Below are 16,670 nucleotides of genomic sequence, written 5' to 3'. Positions count from 1 at the left end.
CGATCTGCGGTCGCACGATGAGCGTCAACACGCGAGACTCAGACTGCCCGCGCCTGTTCCGCTGATGACGTGAGCCAGGCCGCGCGCCGGGCACGCGCATGATCAGGCGCCTCCTCGTCCAAGCGCAGCTCGCAGGTCTCGGCCGGCGCCGGCTTCGGCAGCACCTGGGTCTCCAACAGCTCATCGCGGCGGAAGGCATGCACCCGGACCGGTCCCGTGCCGGCGGCGCGGGTGATCAGCGCATCCAGGTTGCCGGCGGTCGCCCGCAGTCCGTCGACGGCGATGATCAGATCACCCGCCGAGAGCCCCGCGCGCTGCGCTGGCCGGCCGTCGAGCACCACTCCGAGCCGCGCCTCGGCCGTGTCCGGCGCCAGGCGCACGCCGATATCAGGCCGTGGCGACGCCGGCTCGAAGCGCTCGACGCAGCCGCCGTTGTCCTTGGCGCCGGTCGCCGGGCGCAGACGCAGCTCGACCGCAACTGTGGCGAGCAAGCGCGCCAGGTCCAGGTCCTCGGTCGAATCCAGTGCCTGATCGAAGAAGCCGGTGAGATCGAGGCCGCTGACCTCGGCGGCGACCCGCTCGACATCGCGCTCACCAACGCCGATGCCAGTGCGCCCGTAGCCCTGCCAAAGGGCGCGCATCACATCGTCCAGGCTTTTCTGGCCTTCGGTGCCCTCGCGAATGGTCAGATCCAAGGCCAGCGCAATCAGCGCGCCTTTGGCGTAGTAGCTGACGATCGCGTTCGGCGCGTTCTCGTCCTGCTTGTAGAACCGCGTCCAGGCATCGAAACTGGACTCCGTCACGCTCTGGCGCAGGCGCCCGGGATTGCGCATCACGCGCGTGATCAGCTCGGCGAGCAGGGCCAGATAGGCTGTCGCGTCGATGACCCCGCTGCGCACCAGCGCCAGATCATCGTAATAGGAGGTGATGCCTTCGAACGCCCACAGCAGGCGCGTATGCACCTCGCGCTCGAGCCCCTGCTCGGCGAAGGCGCGCGGGCGAATCCGCTTCACGTTCCAGAGATGGAAATACTCGTGGCTGCAGAGGCCGAGAAAGCGCCGGTAGCCTTCCGAGGGCTGCTCGGGAGCCTGCATCGCCGGCTGCGCCATCGTCTGCGTCCGCGCCTGAGCGCTCTTACTCGGCCAGGCCGGCGCCGGCAGATCGTCACGATTGGCCAGCAGGCTGGTCGAAAAGCGATGTTCGAGACCGCCATAGCCATCGCCGACGAGTTGGGTCAGGAACAGGTAGCGGTCGATCGGCAGCTCGCCAAACAGTGCCGCATGCTCGGTGCAGATGCGCGGCAAGTCCAGCGTCAGGCGGCGCAGATCGGCGCGATGGCGGCCGCTGATGGTCATCCAGTGCGGCACCCCTTCGACCTTGAAGGCGATTCGATCGAAGACACCCATCTCGACCGGATGATCGATCAAGTCGGCATAGTCATCGGCCCGATAGCGTCCGAATCCCCAGGCCGGCGCACCATCGCGCGCGAGGCTAGTCGCGACCTGCCACTGGCCTTCCTCAAGCCCGGGCGGTGGCAACAGTTCGACCGCGCAGGGTCGATCCTCGGCCCCGGCCACGCAGAGGAACAGGCTGGTGCCGTTGAAGTAGCCGTGATGCTGGTCCAGATGCGCCGAGCGCACGGTCAACTCCCAGGCATAGACCTCGTAGTGCAGCTGCACCGGGCCGGCCTGCGCCGAGAGCCCGGAGATCTGCCAGGTCTGCTTGTCCAGCTTCTCGATCGCGATCGGGCGTCCGGCCTGCTCGGCCTCGATGCTCAGCAGATTGCGCGCGAAATCCCGAATCATGTAGCTGCCGGGAATCCAGGCCGGTAACGAGACCTGCAAGCGGGGCGATTCCGGCTCGGGAATCTCGAGCGAGACCTCGAAGCAGTGGGCCTCGGGACGCCGGGGGGTGACGCGGTACTTCAATGGAGCCGATTCGGACATACGGGTGAGGCCCTCTCTCTGACGATCTGTGCGGACGATTGCGCTCTACGGTAGCAAATCGGTGCGATGAGCCGCCCCGCCAAGTGCCCCGGTCGCCAAGCGCCAGGCTATCCTCGCTTGTGCTGCCGCGATTATTGGGCCGTTCAACTTGACCGCCGGACAACATCGACCGGAAAAGCCCAGGAACCATGGGCTCGCTGGCTTTGGGAGCCGGGAGTGAGGCGCGAATGGCTATAAGTCATCGAGCAGGGCCTCAATCGCGGCTTGGGCGCGACGCTGCTCGCCATCGAAGCGGTCCATCAGCCCTCGCACTCGCAGCACATGGGCCTCGATCGCGTCCATCTCGATGCGCTCGCAGAGCGCGGCCAACGCCAGCGCACCCACTGCCCGCGATGAGGATTTGAGCCGATGGCTGGCGGCGGCAATCGCTGCGGCTTCGCCCGCGTTGCAGCCGCGATCGATCTCTGTTGCGAGACTTTGGGCCGACTTCAGATACTCGGCGAGCAGCCCCCGCAAGGTCGCATCATCGTCACCGACCAAGGCCCGCAGCTTGTCGGCATCGAGCACTGGCGGCTCCGGCTTGGCAGCCCGTTCAGGCGCTGGTTCAACGGCTGGCTCCGGCGCCCTATTCGGCGCTCGTTCCATGGGCGCCAACCAGCGCTCTAGGGTCTGGTGCAGCTGCGCGAGTTGCAGCGGTTTCGTGAGGTAGTCGTCGAGACCGCGTGTGCGCGCCTGCTCGGCCGCGCCACGCAGCGCATTCGCGCTGAGCGCGAGGATCGGCACTCGCCGCTGCCCGGCAGCAGCCGACTCCTCGCGCCGAATCTGCTCGGTCAGGCCATAGCCGTCCATCTCAGGCATGTGCAGATCGGTGAGCACGGCAGCATAACGACCACGGTGCCACAGCTCCAGGGCCTCGCGTCCGTTCGTGGCCAGATCGGCCTGGTAGCCGAGCAGCTCGAGCTGGTGGCGCAGCAGCCGACGATTGATCGCATCATCCTCGACCACCAGCACGCGGTCGCCAGCGCCAATACCAGCACCGATGCCAGTGCCGACACCAGTGCCGACCTGCCCGTCTTCAGCATGGGGCGCGCCGTCCTGAGTCGTTGCGCGAGCCAACGCCTCCGGCAGCGCGGAGTCAGCTGGGGTCGCGATCGCCTGCCAGTGGCGCTGCTCAGATTGGTGTTCGGAACCCTGCTCAGCGCGTTGCGCAGAGGGCTGGGCATCGGTCGCCGCCGCAGCACGCGCGAGCGGCAGTCGAACCTCGAAGGTCGAGCCTTGGCCGAGCGTGCTCTGGACCTCGATCCGCCCACCCATGAGTTCGACCAGACGTCGACAGATGCTGAGCCCAAGACCGGTGCCGCCGAAGCGACGCGTCGTCGAGGCCTCGGCCTGCACGAACGGTGTAAACAGCGCTGCCAGCGTCTCCGTGGACATGCCGATGCCGTGATCGACGACGCACAGACGGAGACGGAAGGCATTCGGCCCAGCGGCTGCCATTTCCTCCGCGCTCAGGGGCTCGGCGGCGTCGAGTTCGAGGCTGACCTGGACGCGCTCGCGCTGCTCGGGATCGCCGCCCGAGAACTTGATCGCATTGCCGGCCAGGTTGTAGATCAGCTGCCGCAGGCGCATCGCATCGGCGTCGACCCAGCGCGGAACCTGCTCGGCGATGGAACACTCCAGGTCCAGATTGCGCCGCGAGGCGAGCGGCGCGAGCACCGCGCGGAACCTGGCGAGCAATGCGCCGAGATCCAGCGGCGCGCGCTCCAGGGTCATGCGCCCGGCTTCGATCTTGGAGAAGTCGAGGATGTCGTCGATCAGCTGCGTGAGCGCGCTGCCAGACTCATGGATGGTCGCGACCATCTCGGCTTGATCCGCGTTCAGCGGCGTGTGCCCGAGCAGCTCCACCATGCCGAGCACGCCGTTCATCGGCGTGCGCAGCTCGTGGCTCATGTTGGCCAGGAAGTGGCTCTTGGCCTGACTCGCGGCCTCCGCTTGCCGACGCGCTTCGGCAAGCTCAGCGGTACGCCGCGCCACCAGCTCCTCGAGCTGGTTCCGATGTTGCTCGAGTTCGGCACTGATCGCCTTCATCGCGGTCACATCCTGCTTCACCGCGACATAGTGCGTGATGCGCCCATCCGCTTGCCGCAGCGGTGCCACATGCGCGATCTCGACGTACTCACTGCCGTCCTTGCGCCGATTATAGAATTCGCCTTTCCAGGGCTCGCCGCAGGTCAAGGCCGCCCACAGGCCCTCGTAATGGTCAGGCGGGGTCTTGCCGGACTGCAGGATGCGCGGGTTCTGTCCGATGACCTCGTCGCGCGCATAACCGGTGGTGCGGTGAAAGGCCGTGTTGACGTATTCGATCTTGGCCTCGAGATCAGTGATCAAGATGCTCTCCGGGCTCTGCTCGATGGCCAGCGTAAGCTGGCGCAGGCGACCCTCGCGCTCTGCCAGAACGGCCCTGGCCTGCCGATCCGCCGTCTCAAGCTGCCGTTTCCAAGAGGTCAGCCAGAGGTAGAGGAACGTGCTGGTTATCGCAACGAAGCCAAGCCCCTTGACGATTTCGAGCAGGCCGAGGAGCCTTGGATCAGCGACGAGTGCGTTCAGCGCATAGCCGGAGAGCAGAATCCAGAGTCCCGCCACCAGCGCATAGCGGCCGACGATCCGAGCCGGAGTCAAGCGCGTCGTCATAGCGAAGTTCTCCACCGGGCTGGGCCGGGTCAAGGCTAGTTGCGCACGCGGTGCCCAAGCGCTCAGTCCGGATGCTGGCCGATGAGTTCGCCGCAGCGCTGTTGCCAATCGCGCTCCCAGTCCGGCAGCGCCGCCGCCGGCATCGGCCGAGCGATGAAGTAGCCCTGGGCTTGAATACAGCCAAGCGCGGAGAGGAAGTCCCAATCGATCCGGTCCTCGATCCCCTCGGCGACGCTGCTCATACCGAGACGCTTGGCCATGCCGAGGCTGGCTCCGAGAATCGCGCGCAGCAGCCGGTCGGTGCTCGCGCCATGCACGAACCCGCGGTCGATCTTCAACTCGTCGAACGGGATATCCCGCAGCTGGGCCAAGGACGCATTACCAGTGCCAAAATCGTCGATCGAGAGGCCAACGCGCTTCAGGCGCATCCGATTCAGAATATCCAGTGGTACGCGCGGGTCTTGCATCAACGCCGTCTCGGTCACTTCCAACACCAGCGCCGAGGGCGGCACCTGGCTGCGGGACAGCGCGTCCATCACCACATCGGCGAAGTCCAAGCTCGCCAGGCTCTGCATGGAGATATTGACCGCCACCTTGAAGCAGCGCCCCTGCTCGCGCCACTGAGCGGCCTGCTGCATGGCTGCAGCCAACACGACCTGGGTCAGTGCATCGATCTGCCCCGAGCGCTCGGCCACCGGCACGAAGCGATCGGGGGCCACCAGGCCATCGCTCGGATGCTGCCAGCGCACCAGGGTTTCGACCCCGGTCACCAGGCCATGCCGCAGCGAGACCTTGGGCTGGTAATAGTTGATCAGCTCGCCCTTGGCGATCGCTTCGGCCACCTGCTCCGGGGTATAGCTTGGCGCTGAAGGGCGCTGCGGGGAGGCGGAGGCCGCGATGCCGCGCTCGGCACCACTGGGAAGGCGTTTCAGGACGCTCTGCAAACGCTCCAGCTCGACCGGCTTGCAGAGCACGCCGAGCACTTGCAGTCCATGCGAGCGCGCCAACCGCTCGACGCTGCGCAGGATGCGTTCATCCTCACCGCTGACCAGCACCAAGGCACCGCCATAGTCGAGCAGTTGCAGATGGCGGATCAGCTCGACGCCATCGAGGCCCGGCATCTGAAGATCGCAGAAGATCAGCTCGATGCCGCCATCCGGGGCTCGCACCTGCTCGAGACCCGCGCGGGCATCCTGACAGGCCAGAATCTGCTCGAAGCCAAGGCGTCGCAGCTGCTGCTCTAAGAGCTGCAGCTCGAAAGGCTCATCATCGAGCAGGAGGAGCTTCATAGATTCACCCGAAACGATGCATGTGAGACCAGTCGATCGCGTGCGACCAGTCGGATCGCGGATGAGTCGCCTCCATCGCCAGACCGCGCTTGCCTTCCTTCAAGGTCGCCGCCGAGCGCGGCAGCCTCCAGGAGCAGTCGCAGAGCGACAAGACATCGCTCGATCCTAACAGATGTCGTTACAATGCGGCATGAAACAGCACGAAGACTGCGGCACAACCGCACAAGGAGCACCGATGCCTCAACCACAGCGCCAGCGCCTTCAGCCAAGCGACGCCCTCCAGCAGCGCGGTGGGTTCCTGGCCCGACGCGCGCGGGATATCATCTCCCGCCGAGCGCGCCATTTCTCTTGGCTGTTGCAGCCGACCGCGCTCCTCGCCATTCGAGCCGCAGCCGGGTTCAGCGTTGGACTCAGCGTCGCGCTCGGCGGCTGCGCGACCGATGGCAAGGTCACCGATCCGTCGGTCTACCTGGGCAATCCCTTCCATCGCCCCACCGAATCGGGCTTTCGGGACATGGCGCGCGCCGGCTGTGGCTCGATGAGTGTCGGCGACAGCACGGTCGGCGCGCAGCTCGGCGAGAACCCGGCCTTCGACACGTTGATCACCGCACTCTATCAGGGTGACATCTCCAACGATGAGTTCATGAATCAGGTCTTGCTTCAGCATCCGGCCGCCGATGCCAACATCCACGCCACGGGCTGCATCATGGACCAGCTCGCCCAATGCTTCGCCGAGACCTGCAAGGCGGAAGCTGCGGTTGAACGCGAGACGCAGGAGACGGAAAACGCCGAGGACGCCGATGAGATCCGCAGCGCGGTCACGATCGATCCCAGCGAGCTGCCGAGTGAAGACCTGCCGCAGATCGATGCCATGATCGAGCGGTCCGAGAAAGACGGCCCGACACCGCTGCCCTAGTTCCAGCGCTCGCTGATCACTGCCACGCATGCCCGAGCATGGGTCTCTCGCTCAACCGGTAAAGGGTTGGCGCCACTGGCTGCGTCGCGGCCTGCTGGTTCTCGTGCTCGGGCTCGTCGTCACGCTGACGGCGCTTGTGTTGATCGATCTCAGGATCTCACTCGCGACCCGCGACGCGATCACCGAGACCCTTGAGGAGGTCGAGCCGACCGAGGTCGCGTTGATCCTGGGCACCTCGCGCGGCCCGCGCGGCAAACCGAACCGCTTCTATCAGGCGCGTATCGAGGCCGCAGCCGCGCTCTACCACAGCGGGCGGGTGCGCGGCATCCTGGTCAGCGGCGACAACGCGACCCGCTACTACAACGAGCCGATCGCCATGCAGAAGGATCTGATGGCGCTCGGCGTGCCCGGCGAGCACGTCACGCTCGATTATGCCGGCTTCCGCACCCTGGATTCGATGGTGCGGGCCAAGGAGGTCTTCGGCTTGGATCGGGTGCTGGTGGTCAGTCAGCGCTTTCACGCAGCGCGCGCGATTTTCCTGGCGCGGCGCTTCGGGCTCGACGCACGCGGCTTCGCCGCAGCCGACCCACCGCATCTCGGTTATGTCAGGGTGCGCGCCCGCGAGATCCTAGCCCGCGCCGCTGCGGTGCTCGATCTCCTCACCGGCCAAGGCCCACGGTTTCTCGGTGCGCGCGAAACGGTCCGTCTCCATGACACAGCGCAGCAAGACCTCCCGGCCAGGGGCTCAACTCGGCCCGAACAGCAACCAGATGATCAGGCCGAGGAGCGGCAGCAAGAGGATCACGACGATCCACAGCACCTTGGCCAAGGTGCCGGCGCCGCTCTGGACGATCTTGATGAAGGCGTAGATCACGACGATTAGATGTAACAACCCAAGCAGGCCACCAATTTCAATTCCAAGCACCAGTCTGTCTCCAGTCGAGTTAAGAGCCCAGGCGCATTACACCATGTCCCAGGCCCTCATCGGAACGATGGCGAGCGCCCGTGACTCAAGACCCCGCTCCTGGAGGAGCGTCGGTCCGTCGCTCTGCCAAGCCAATCGCCTGTGCTAACCTGAGCGTTTCCGGCAGGCCGCGCCCCGAAGGCGCCGAGGTAGAGGCAAGATGGCAGTGCGAACCTTCGACAGCATCGTGATCGGCACCGGCCCAGGCGGCGAAGGCGCGGCGATGAAGCTGGCCAAGGCCGAGCAGCGCGTCGCCGTGGTCGAGGCCTATGCTCAGGTCGGCGGCGGCTGCACGCATTGGGGCACCATCCCCAGCAAGGCCCTGCGGCATTCGATCCAGATGCTCGCCGACTATCGCCGCAATCCGCTGTTCCTGCAGACGCGTGACCAGGTCGAGGTCGCCTTCCCGGACCTGCTGCGCGCGGCCGATTCGGTCATCGACCATCAGGTGCAGACCCGCTACCGCTACTATCAACGCAATCGCGTCGAGTTGCTGTTCGGCCACGCGCGCTTCGTCGACCCACACCGGGTCGAGGTGCGCCGCCCGGATGGCGTCCTCGAGCTGGTCGAGGCCGAGCACATCGTCATCGCCACCGGCTCGCGCCCCTATCATCCGCCGGACGTCGACTTCAGCCATCCGCGCGTGCTCGACAGCGACTCGATCCTGCGCCTGCCGTATACGCCGCGCAGCCTGACCATCTATGGCGCCGGCGTCATTGGCTGCGAATACGCCTCGATCATGGCCTGCCTGGATGTCAAGGTGAACCTGGTCGATACTCGGGAACGGCTGCTGTCGTTCCTCGACAACGAGATCACCGACGCGCTCAGCTATCACCTGCGCGAGCAAGGCGTGGTGATTCGCCATAACGAGGCCTACGAGCGCGTCGAGCCCAGCGACGACGGCGTGGTCTTGCATTGCCAGTCCGGCAAGAAGCTCAAGACCGACGCCCTGCTCTGGGCCAATGGCCGCAGCGGCAACACCGAGGATCTGGGCCTGGATGCGATCGGCCTGACACCCAACAGCCGTGGCCAGATCGAGGTCGATCAGTCCTATCACACTGAGATCGCGCATATCTTCGCGGTCGGCGACGTGGCCGGTCCACCGGCGCTGGCCAGCGCCAGCTATGATCAGGGCCGCTTTGTCGGCGCTGTAATCGCCGACGGCGACTGCGATTGGTCGCTGATCGACGAGTTCCCGACCGGCATCTACACCGTGCCCGAGATCAGCTCGATCGGCCGCACCGAGCGCGAGCTGACCGCCGAGAAGGTACCCTACGAGGTCGCCCAAGCTCATTTCAAGAGCATCGCCCGCGCCCAGATCACCGGTCACACGGTCGGCATGCTCAAGCTCCTGTTCCATCGTGAGACCAAGGCCATCCTCGGCATCCACTGCTTCGGCGAGCAGGCCTCGGAGATCGTCCACATCGGCCAGGCGATCATGTCGCAGCCCGGCGGCGCCAATAGCCTCGAGTATTTCGCCGAGACCACCTTCAACTATCCGACCATGGCCGAGGCCTATCGGGTCGCGGCCCTGAACGGACTCAACCGGTTGTTCTAAGATTCTCAGATGACCGAACTGCTCAGCCTCTCGCGCGCCGCGCGCCTCGCCGGTGTCACCCGCGCCGAGATCCAAAAGCGCATCCGCAATGGCGACATGCAGACCTTCGAGGGTCAGGTCGCGATCAACGATCTGCTGCGCGTCTACCCCAGCGTCAGCCTCGAAAAGAGTGGTGATCTCGAGCGGGTCGAGCAGATCAAGGCCAATGCCTTGCCGCAACACCATGACAAGGACACACGCCTGCCGAGTCAGCAGGTGCTGATCACCCGCATCAAGGCGCTGGCCGAGGCGTTGGTGCAGCGTGTCGCCCGCGTCGAGGCCCTGGAACAACTGCTCGATGAGGTGCGCGCGCGGCTCGACGAGCTTGCGCGCGGCACCGGCGATCAGGGTGGCACGGACAGCACTCCAGCTGTCCCGGCTGAGGCCCTGCGCGACCTTGGCGCCTGGCTACAAACACGCCGCACGGCCCTGGCCGAGAACCCGCTCGAGGCGGCACAGACCCAACTGCTTGCGAAAGACAGCTTCCTGCGCATCATGTCAGCCAGCGTCAAGATAATCCCGTCCGGGCACGAATTCTTCGTCGACGGCAATGAATCCATCCTCGAGGCTGCGGTGCGCTCGGGTCTGCGGCTCAGCTACGGTTGTGCCAGCGGCAACTGCGGCGAATGCAAGGCGCGGCTGGTCACCGGCGAGGTCTATCGGCTGCGCGAGCATGATTATGTGCTGAGCGAGCGCGAGAAGCAGATGGGCTATCTGCTCACCTGCTCGCACACGGCGGTGACCGACCTGCAGCTCGAGGCCGCCGAGGCGCATTCGCCAGACGATCTGCCGGAGCAGGAGATCCAGGCCCAGATCCGCAAACTCGAACCGCAATCCGGCGGCCTGATGCTGCTGCATGTGCAGACACCGCGCACCAATACCCTGAGGTTCATGGCCGGTCAGCGCGCCCGGCTACAGCTTGCGAATGGCCTGCAGCGGGAGCTGCCGATCGCCAGCTGCCCCTGCAACGGGCGTAACCTGCTGTTCACCGTGCGGCAGGACGACGATGCCTTCAACCAAGCGGTGTTCGAGACGGTGACGCCGCGCCAGCCGGTGACGCTGACCGGCCCCTATGGGGACTTCGTGCTTGCCGAGGACGCCACCGAACCTGCGGTATTCATCGCCCTCGAGGACGGGATCGCACCGATCAAGAGCCTGATCGAGCACGCGGTCTCGATCGATAGCATCGAGGCCTTCCATCTGTATTGGTCGGTGCCGGCGCTGAGGATGCACGACCACCAGCCCTGGTGTCGGGCGCTGCGTGAGACGCTGGATAATTTCGCCTTCACGCCGCTGGTCGATGCCGCCTGTGACGATCTGCTGGCGCTGCTGGAATCCGATCTCGAGGCGCTGCCAGGCAACCGCTACTACGTCGCTGGTCCGAGCAGCGCGGTGCAGGCCGTCGTCTCGGCGCTGCTCGAGGCGGGGGTGCCTCAAGCGCGCATCGCCAGCGAGGAGTTGAACTGAGCCCTCGGGGCTCGATAGGACTCAGCGCGGGGTTCGGCGGGGATGAGGCGGGGCGCGGTCAGATGCTGGATGGGCTCTGGCTGGATGGGCTCTGGCCGCATGCTACCCGGCTCAGGCTGCGGCGCTATCGAGCATCCGGTTCTGGCGGGGCGGCAGGAACACGGTGCCCTTGCCGAAGCGGTTGACCGCCTCGTTGCGGACCCAAGCCGGCGCATCGGCGTAGAAGCGGACATAGGTAAAGCCGCAATCACCCCGCTCGATGCTGGCGACCCACTCGTTGAAGCTGCTCGTTTCGTTCATTTGTACTCCTTCTCGGCCCGTTGACGGGCTCGCGTGTCACCTGAGCCAGGCGGCTCCGTGACCTGTTGTTGTGAGGATGCGATCGCGTTGGATCGATCCTGGTTATTGTGGTCCAAACGCCTTGGGGGTTGCTTTCCTTGCGATTCCTCATGGACATTGATACATCGAAATCGATACCAACCGACTCTACCGCCGATCCGAGGCCGAATGCAACTTCCGTTCCGACAGTCGAGGATCGAGAAAGTGCCATCGAGACAGCGGGATCTTTTGAACTCGCCGAGCACGAAGCGGGAGAAAACGAGGAGCTGCGGCGGCTGATCGCCGGACTGGCCCAGCCCTAACGACGAGCGCCCCGCGCTCGCCCAGCGCCTCAACAGGCATCGTAGCCGCCGACCAGCCGCGCGCAACAGGAAAAGGAGCACCGAACGGATGACCCTAAAAGAAGCGGACATCGAACAAAAGCTCATCGCCAAGCTCGACGAGCTGAAATACCGCTATCGCCCCGACATCCGCGACAAAACCGCGCTCGAGGCCAACTTCCGCGCCAAGTTCGAGGCGCTGAACCACTGTCAGCTCACCGACGCCGAGTTCGCCCGCCTACGCGACGACATCATCACCGCCGATGTCTACCAAGCCGCCAAGCGCCTGCGCGAATACGGCTATTTTCAGCGCGAGGACGGCACCCCGCTGCATTACATGCTGGTCAACCTCAAGGACTGGTGCAAAAACCACTTCGAGGTTATCCACCAACTGCGCATCAACAGCGACAGCAGCCACCACCGCTATGACGTGATCCTGCTGCTCAATGGCCTGCCGCTGGTGCAGATCGAGCTGAAGACGCTCGGCATCAACCCACGCCGCGCCATGGAGCAGATCGTTGATTACCGCAACGACCTCGGCAACGGCTACAGCAACACCTTGCTGTGCTTCATGCAGTTGTTCATCGTCAGCAATCGCAACAATACCTACTACTTCGCCAACAACCACAGCCAGCACTTCGCCTTCAACGCCGACGAGCGCTTCCTGCCCATCTACCAGTGGGCCGAGGAGGATAACCGCAAGATCACCCATCTGGATGACTTCGCCGAGGCCTTCCTCGCCAAATGCAGCCTCGCCCGGATGCTCAGCCGCTACATGGTCCTGGTCGCCAGCGAGCAGAAGCTCATGATCATGCGGCCCTATCAGATCTATGCCGTGCAGGCCCTCATCGACTGCATCCACCAAGACCGCAGCAACGGTTACATCTGGCACACCACCGGCAGCGGCAAGACCCTGACCTCGTTCAAGGCCGCGACCTTGCTCAAGGACAACCCCGACATCGAGAAATGCCTGTTCGTGGTCGATCGCAAGGATCTCGATCGCCAGACCCGGCTCGAGTTCAACAAGTTTCAGGAAGGCTGCGTCGAGGAGAACACCAACACCGAGACCCTGGTTCGGCGCCTGCTCTCCGAGGACTACGCCGACAAGGTCATCGTCACCACCATCCAAAAGCTCGGCCTGGCGCTGGATGAGACCAGCAAGAAGGCCCAGCAGACCAAAGACACCGGCCGGCTCACCTACAAAGCGCGCCTCGCGCCGCTGCGCGACAAGCGCATCGTCATCATCTTCGACGAGTGCCACCGCTCCCAATTCGGCGACAACCACAAGGCCATCAAGGCCTTCTTCCCCAAGGCGCAGCTGTTCGGCTTCACCGGCACGCCGATCTTTGAGGACAACGCCAGCTACGAAAAGATCGACGGCACCGTTGGCACCTACAAGACCACCGAAGACATTTTTCAACAGCAGCTGCACGCCTACACCATCACCCACGCCATCGATGACCGCAACGTGCTGCGCTTCCATATCGACTACTTCAAGCCGGAGGTGAAGCTCGTCGCCAGTCCCACCGCCGTCAGCCCAGCCGACGCCGGCGCCACATCGACCCCGGCCCCGGCCCCGGACTCGAACCCCGATCAGGACCAAGACCCGGCCAAGACCAGCAGCGCCAAGCCCGGCCCGCAGCCCGGCGCCCAGACCAGCGTCAAGCCCAACCAGCTCCTCACGCAACAGGCCGTCGCCGAGGCCATCCTCGCCAAGCATGACGCCGCCACCAACCAGCGCCGCTTCAACGCCTTGCTGGCCACCGGCTCGATCAACGACGCCATCGCCTACTACAACCGCTTCAAGCAGCTGCAGGCCGAGCGCCAAGCCGAAGACCCCGACGTCCGACCGCTCAACATCGCCTGCGTCTTCTCGCCTCCCGCCGAGGGCAACCGCGATGTGAAGCAACTCCAAGAGGATCTGCCGCAAGAGAAGGCCGACAACCAGCAGCAGCCCGAGCAGAAGAAGGCCGCCCTGGCGCAGATCATCGCGGACTACAACGCCCAATACGGCACCAATCACGCCTTAAGCGAGTTTGATCTGTACTACCAAGACGTCCAGCAGCGCATCAAAGACCAGAAGTATCCCAACAGCGATGTGCCGCACCGCGCCAAGATCGACCTCACCATCGTCGTCGACATGCTGCTGACCGGCTTCGACTCGCAGTATCTCAACACCCTGTACGTCGACAAGAACCTCAAGCACCACGGCCTGATCCAAGCCTTCTCGCGCACCAACCGGGTGCTCAACGACACCAAGCCCTACGGCAACATCCTCGACTTCCGCGCCCAGAAGCAGGCCGTCGATGCCGCCATCGCGCTGTTCTCCGGCGAAGACGCCAGCCGCTCGCGCGAGATCTGGCTGGTCGATCCCGCGCCCAAGGTCATCGCCAAGCTCGACGCCGCCGTGCAGCAGCTCGAGCAGTTCATGGCCGCCCAGGGCCAGCCCTGCACCCCCGAGGCGGTCAACAACCTGCGGGGCGACACCGCCCGCGCCGCGTTCATCGAACGCTTTAAGGAGGTGCAACGGCTCAAGACCCAGCTCGACCAATACACCGACCTCAGCGACACCCAGCGCGCACAGATCGAGCAACGCCTGCCCACCGAGACCCATCGCGGCTTCAAGGGCATGTACCTGGAGACCGCGCAACGGCTCAAGCAGCAGGGCGGCCACCCCGGCGATCCGTCTCCCGCGCCCAATGACGTCATCGATCAACTCGACTTCGAGTTCGTGCTGTTCTCCTCCGCGCTCATTGATTACGACTACATCATCGATCTACTTGCCCGCTACAGCCAGGAACCGCCCGGCAAGCAGACCATGAACCGCGACCAGCTCATCAGCCTGCTCTCCGCCAGCAGCAACCTGATGGACGAGCGCGACGACATCATCGCCTTCATCAACACCCTGGAGGCCGGCAAGGGCCTGAGCGAGAGCGCTATCCGCAACGGTTATCAAGACTTCAAGACCCAGAAGGCCGAGGATGCACTGAGCGCCATCGCCGACCAGCACGGGCTTGCGCATGCCGCCCTGCAAGGCTTTGTCGATGGGGTGCTCGATCGGCTGATCTTCGACGGTGAGGCACTCAGCGACCTGTTCGCGCCGCTGGAACTGGGCTGGAAGGCGCGCGGTCAGGCCGAGACGGCACTGATGGCGGAACTGCTGCCGGTGCTCAAAAAGCAAGCCGGCGGGCGGGAGATTTCAGGATTGGCGGCGTATGAGTGAGGACAGCATGAGCGAGCAGACGACAGGGTTGGTGCCGAGGTTGCGGTTTCCGGAGTTTCGGGAGGCTGGGGAGTGGGAAATAATCTCATTTGGAAAATTAGCCAAATTCGTTTCAGGAGGAACCCCTTCGAAAGATGTTCCTGATTACTGGAACGGTAACATTCCTTGGATAAGTGCATCTTCAATGCACGATACAGTTATAAAAACATCAGATTTCAGCATTACTGAAGCGGCTGTAAAAGCGGGCACACGAATAGCAAAAAAAGGAACGTTATTATTGTTGGTTCGTGGAAGCATGCTGCACAAAAGAATTCCGATTGGAATAGCCGCGCTTGATGTCGCATTCAATCAAGACGTAAAGGCGATAAAACTGAAAGGTGATATAAAGGAAAATTACTTACTCTATTTCTTGTCAGCACATGAATCACTACTACTAGGACAAGTAACGAGCACCGGCATCGGTGCCGGAAAGCTCGATACGAGCAATCTGAATGAGTTCCCCATAACAGTTTCAACGCCGGAAGAACAACAAAAAATCGCCGCCTGCCTCTCCTCCCTCGACGCCCTGATCGCCGCCCAGGTGGACAAACTCGACGCCCTCAAGATCCACAAGCAAGGGCTGATGCAGCAACTCTTCCCCCGCGAGGGCGAAACCGTCCCCCGCCTGCGCTTCCCCGAATTTCGGGAGGTGGGGGAGTGGGAGGTAAAAGCGGTTGGCGAAATGTTTAGGGTCACACGTGGGGAAGTGCTCGCCATGCCCTTGGTGAGTGAAGATCCGACACCTGATAAACCATACCCTGTCTACTCGTCGCAGACCAAAAATAGCGGACTTGCTGGTTATTATTCCGAATATTTATATGAAGACGCCATCACATGGACTACTGACGGCGCAAATGCCGGAGATACGAATTACCGGCCTGGGCGATTCTATTGCACCAATGTTTGCGGTGTCCTGATTAGCAAAGAAGGGTATGCGAATAGATGTATTGCAGCAATGATTAACCAAGTCGCAAAGAATCATGTTTCATACGTCGGAAACCCAAAGCTAATGAATGGAGTGATGGCAAAAATTCAGTTGAGCGTGCCGTCTCTCCAAGAACAACAAAAAATAGCCGCCTGCCTCTCCTCCCTCGACGCCCTGATCGTCGCCCAGGCGGACAAACTCGATGCCATCAAGACCCACAAGAAAGGGCTGATGCAGCAACTCTTTCCGCGTCCGAAGGCGTGATATGAGACTCTATCTCGACAACTGCCTCTTTAACCGACCGTACGATGACCAGAGTCAGATCCTCATTCGGCTGGAAACGGAAGCCAAACTCCAGATACAACAACTCATTCGTAGCGGCCAGCACCCATTGATCTGGTCATACATCCTCGACTACGAGAATGCCAGAAATCCCTACGAAGAGCGCAGCACGCAGATCGGCACTTGGAAGCGTTACGCCGAGATTGATATCGCCGAATCTGCCGAGCTTCTCCAGCGAGCCAAGGAGTTCAACCAACTGGGTCTGAAAAAGATGGATGCCCTGCATCTTGCTTGTGCGGTCGCCGCTGAAGCCGGCGCGTTCTTGACGACCGACAAAGGCATTCTCAAAAAGGCGCCTGTGGTGAAGTCTGTTCGTATCCAAGACCCCATCGACTTTCTCAGAGAACAATCCTTATGATGACCGATAGCGAAATCCGCCAAAAAGGCGTGCAACTGCTGGCTCAGCATCTCGGCGATATCGAGATGGAGCGGTTCATCGCCGTCATCCAGCGTGAACCCTTCGACTATACCCGCTGGCGGCAACAGTGGGTTGCTGAGTGCGAAGCCGTGGCCATAGAATCGATTAGTCAACAAGCGATGGCGCTCAGGGAAAAGCGCCAACCCTGATCGCCGCCCAAGCCGACAAACTCGACGCCCTCAAGACCCACAAGA

General features: G+C 63.3%; 13 protein-coding genes and 1 pseudogene. 9 read left to right on the top strand and 5 right to left on the bottom strand.

All coding sequences use genetic code 11. The features are described from left to right. Window positions 1-38 precede the first annotated feature (38 nt). The 3 genes from AC54T3_RS05635 to AC54T3_RS05625 form a co-directional block, all read right to left on the bottom strand. Complete coding sequence (locus AC54T3_RS05635) at window positions 39-1,946, bottom strand: M61 family metallopeptidase (protein WP_496623072.1); 1,908 nt, start codon at window positions 1,944-1,946, stop codon at window positions 39-41. A 231-nt stretch (window positions 1,947-2,177) separates the two neighbouring features. Then, window positions 2,178-4,637 carry a PAS domain-containing hybrid sensor histidine kinase/response regulator gene (locus tag AC54T3_RS05630; RefSeq protein ID WP_496623070.1) on the bottom strand — a complete coding sequence of 820 codons (2,460 nt, stop codon included), beginning with the start codon at window positions 4,635-4,637 and terminating at the stop codon, window positions 2,178-2,180. A 62-nt stretch (window positions 4,638-4,699) separates the two neighbouring features. Beyond that, complete coding sequence (locus AC54T3_RS05625) at window positions 4,700-5,926, bottom strand: EAL domain-containing response regulator (RefSeq protein WP_496623069.1); 1,227 nt, start codon at window positions 5,924-5,926, stop codon at window positions 4,700-4,702. A 235-nt stretch (window positions 5,927-6,161) separates the two neighbouring features. On the opposite strand from AC54T3_RS05625, the gene AC54T3_RS05620 reads away from it, so the two are divergent. Together AC54T3_RS05620 and AC54T3_RS05615 are read left to right on the top strand one after the other, a co-directional pair. Next, window positions 6,162-6,842, top strand: a complete 681-nt coding sequence (locus AC54T3_RS05620) for a hypothetical protein (RefSeq protein WP_496623067.1) — start codon at window positions 6,162-6,164, stop codon at window positions 6,840-6,842. 28 nt (window positions 6,843-6,870) lie between these two features. Beyond that, a pseudogene (locus AC54T3_RS05615) lies at window positions 6,871-7,395 on the top strand (SanA/YdcF family protein); the annotation flags it as partial. Window positions 7,396-7,587: 192 nt separating this feature from the next. On the opposite strand, the gene AC54T3_RS05610 reads toward AC54T3_RS05615, so the two are convergent. Beyond that, entirely contained in the window at window positions 7,588-7,716 is a 129-nt protein-coding gene (locus AC54T3_RS05610) for a PLDc N-terminal domain-containing protein (protein WP_496623203.1), read from the bottom strand. Between the two features lie 250 nt (window positions 7,717-7,966). Between AC54T3_RS05610 and sthA the strand changes: the two genes are divergently transcribed. Beyond that, window positions 7,967-9,364, top strand: coding sequence for a Si-specific NAD(P)(+) transhydrogenase (gene sthA / locus AC54T3_RS05605; protein WP_496623065.1), 1,398 nt, complete (start codon window positions 7,967-7,969; stop codon window positions 9,362-9,364). Between the two features lie 9 nt (window positions 9,365-9,373). Beyond that, window positions 9,374-10,870 carry a 2Fe-2S iron-sulfur cluster-binding protein gene (locus AC54T3_RS05600; protein WP_496623063.1) on the top strand — a complete coding sequence of 499 codons (1,497 nt, stop codon included), beginning with the start codon at window positions 9,374-9,376 and terminating at the stop codon, window positions 10,868-10,870. A gap of 111 nt (window positions 10,871-10,981) precedes the next feature. Here AC54T3_RS05600 and AC54T3_RS05595 read toward each other — a convergent pair whose 3' ends face one another. Then, complete coding sequence (locus AC54T3_RS05595) at window positions 10,982-11,170, bottom strand: hypothetical protein (protein WP_496623061.1); 189 nt, start codon at window positions 11,168-11,170, stop codon at window positions 10,982-10,984. A 149-nt stretch (window positions 11,171-11,319) separates the two neighbouring features. On the opposite strand from AC54T3_RS05595, the gene AC54T3_RS05590 reads away from it, so the two are divergent. The 5 genes from AC54T3_RS05590 to AC54T3_RS05570 all read left to right on the top strand — a co-directional run bounded on the left by AC54T3_RS05590 (window position 11,320) and on the right by AC54T3_RS05570 (window position 16,625). Then, a complete protein-coding gene (locus AC54T3_RS05590; protein ID WP_496623059.1) occupies window positions 11,320-11,511 on the top strand; it encodes a hypothetical protein in 192 nt (63 codons plus the stop codon). An 88-nt stretch (window positions 11,512-11,599) separates the two neighbouring features. Next, a complete protein-coding gene (locus AC54T3_RS05585; protein WP_496623058.1) occupies window positions 11,600-14,752 on the top strand; it encodes a type I restriction endonuclease subunit R in 3,153 nt (1,050 codons plus the stop codon). Further along, window positions 14,745-15,980 carry a restriction endonuclease subunit S gene (locus tag AC54T3_RS05580; protein WP_496623056.1) on the top strand — a complete coding sequence of 412 codons (1,236 nt, stop codon included), beginning with the start codon at window positions 14,745-14,747 and terminating at the stop codon, window positions 15,978-15,980. The genes AC54T3_RS05585 and AC54T3_RS05580 overlap by 8 nt, the downstream gene beginning before the upstream one ends. Before the next feature lies 1 nt (window position 15,981). Further along, complete coding sequence (locus AC54T3_RS05575) at window positions 15,982-16,416, top strand: PIN domain protein (RefSeq protein ID WP_496623055.1); 435 nt, start codon at window positions 15,982-15,984, stop codon at window positions 16,414-16,416. Beyond that, entirely contained in the window at window positions 16,413-16,625 is a 213-nt protein-coding gene (locus AC54T3_RS05570) for a hypothetical protein (protein WP_496623053.1), read from the top strand. The genes AC54T3_RS05575 and AC54T3_RS05570 overlap by 4 nt, the downstream gene beginning before the upstream one ends. Window positions 16,626-16,670: the final 45 nt, after the last annotated feature.

This window comes from Halochromatium sp. NSM3, assembly GCF_059621085.1.
This window is presented reverse-complemented; position numbering and strand designations above follow the sequence as displayed.

Bases quoted from the DNA above. Each gene is read 5' to 3' on its own strand.
- AC54T3_RS05585 (WP_496623058.1), top strand. From the start codon at position 11,600: ATGACCCTAAAAGAAGCGGACATCGAACAAAAGCTCATCGCCAAGCTC.
- AC54T3_RS05580 (WP_496623056.1), top strand. From the start codon at position 14,745: ATGAGTGAGGACAGCATGAGCGAGCAGACGACAGGGTTGGTGCCGAGG.
- AC54T3_RS05570 (WP_496623053.1), top strand. From the start codon at position 16,413: ATGATGACCGATAGCGAAATCCGCCAAAAAGGCGTGCAACTGCTGGCT.
- AC54T3_RS05575 (WP_496623055.1), top strand. From the start codon at position 15,982: ATGAGACTCTATCTCGACAACTGCCTCTTTAACCGACCGTACGATGAC.
- AC54T3_RS05595 (WP_496623061.1), bottom strand. From the start codon at position 11,170: ATGAACGAAACGAGCAGCTTCAACGAGTGGGTCGCCAGCATCGAGCGG.
- AC54T3_RS05620 (WP_496623067.1), top strand. From the start codon at position 6,162: ATGCCTCAACCACAGCGCCAGCGCCTTCAGCCAAGCGACGCCCTCCAG.
- AC54T3_RS05600 (WP_496623063.1), top strand. From the start codon at position 9,374: ATGACCGAACTGCTCAGCCTCTCGCGCGCCGCGCGCCTCGCCGGTGTC.
- sthA (WP_496623065.1), top strand. From the start codon at position 7,967: ATGGCAGTGCGAACCTTCGACAGCATCGTGATCGGCACCGGCCCAGGC.
- AC54T3_RS05590 (WP_496623059.1), top strand. From the start codon at position 11,320: ATGGACATTGATACATCGAAATCGATACCAACCGACTCTACCGCCGAT.
- AC54T3_RS05635 (WP_496623072.1), bottom strand. From the start codon at position 1,946: ATGTCCGAATCGGCTCCATTGAAGTACCGCGTCACCCCCCGGCGTCCC.
- AC54T3_RS05630 (WP_496623070.1), bottom strand. From the start codon at position 4,637: ATGACGACGCGCTTGACTCCGGCTCGGATCGTCGGCCGCTATGCGCTG.
- AC54T3_RS05625 (WP_496623069.1), bottom strand. From the start codon at position 5,926: ATGAAGCTCCTCCTGCTCGATGATGAGCCTTTCGAGCTGCAGCTCTTA.